We start from the raw sequence: 859 nt of genomic DNA, 5'->3' as shown, positions 1-859 counted from the left end.
CGGCCAGGACGGCCTCGATCTCGCCGGGCTCGACCCGGAAGCCCCGGATCTTGACCTGGTCGTCGGTACGGCCCAGGAACTCCAGGTCCCCCGAGGGCAACCGGCGCACCAGGTCCCCGGTGCGGTAGGCGCGGGCTCCGGGTTCGCCCGACGGATCGGGCACGAAACGCTCGGCCGTCGGCTCGGGCCGGCCGAGGTAGCCGAGGGCCAGCTCCGGCCCGCCGATCAGCAGTTCACCGGGAACGCCCACCGGTACCGGTCGTCCGCGCCGGTCCACCACCAGGGCCCGGCGGGAGCCCAGGGGCCGGCCGATCGGCACCCGGCCGGGGACGGGGGCGGTGACCCGGTGCGCGGTGGCCGAGATGACCGCCTCGGTCGGACCGTAGGTGTTGACGATGGGGACCCCCGGGAGGTGGTCGAACCAGCGGCCCAGGGGTGTCGCCGGCAGCGCCTCGCCGCCGGTGACCAACAGCCGGAGACCGGCCAGGTCGGGGGCGACGGTGTCGAGCCGGGCGACGACCTCCTCCCAGTAGGAGGGGGTGAGTTCGGTGACGGTGATCCGGTGTTCGCGGACGCGGGCGGCCAGGTCCTCCACCGACCAGATCTCGTCGGGGCGCAGGACGACGGTCGCACCGGTCGTGAGGGCGGGGAGGATCTGCTCCAGCGAGGCGTCGAAGGAGAGCGAGGCGAGGGACAGCACGCGGTCCCCGGGGGTGATCGCGAAGCACTCCCGCGCCGCCGCCACATGAGCCGCCAACGCCCCGTGACCGACCACCACCCCCTTCGGCCGACCCGTCGACCCCGACGTGAAGATCACATACGCCGGATCATCCGACCCCACCGACGCCCACTCCACCCC

The 859-nt window shown here is 74.2% G+C and carries 1 protein-coding gene; it reads right to left on the bottom strand.

The window, feature by feature from the left end:
* Positions 1-817, bottom strand: an 817-nt coding sequence (locus tag FNQ90_RS25255) for an AMP-binding protein (protein ID WP_323380180.1), incomplete at its 3' end; no start/stop codon positions are given.
* Between the last annotated feature and the right edge of the window lie 42 nt (positions 818-859).

The organism is Streptomyces alkaliphilus, assembly GCF_014141535.1.
Taxonomy (GTDB): Bacteria; Actinomycetota; Actinomycetes; order Streptomycetales; family Streptomycetaceae; genus Streptomyces; species Streptomyces alkaliphilus.
This window is presented reverse-complemented; position numbering and strand designations above follow the sequence as displayed.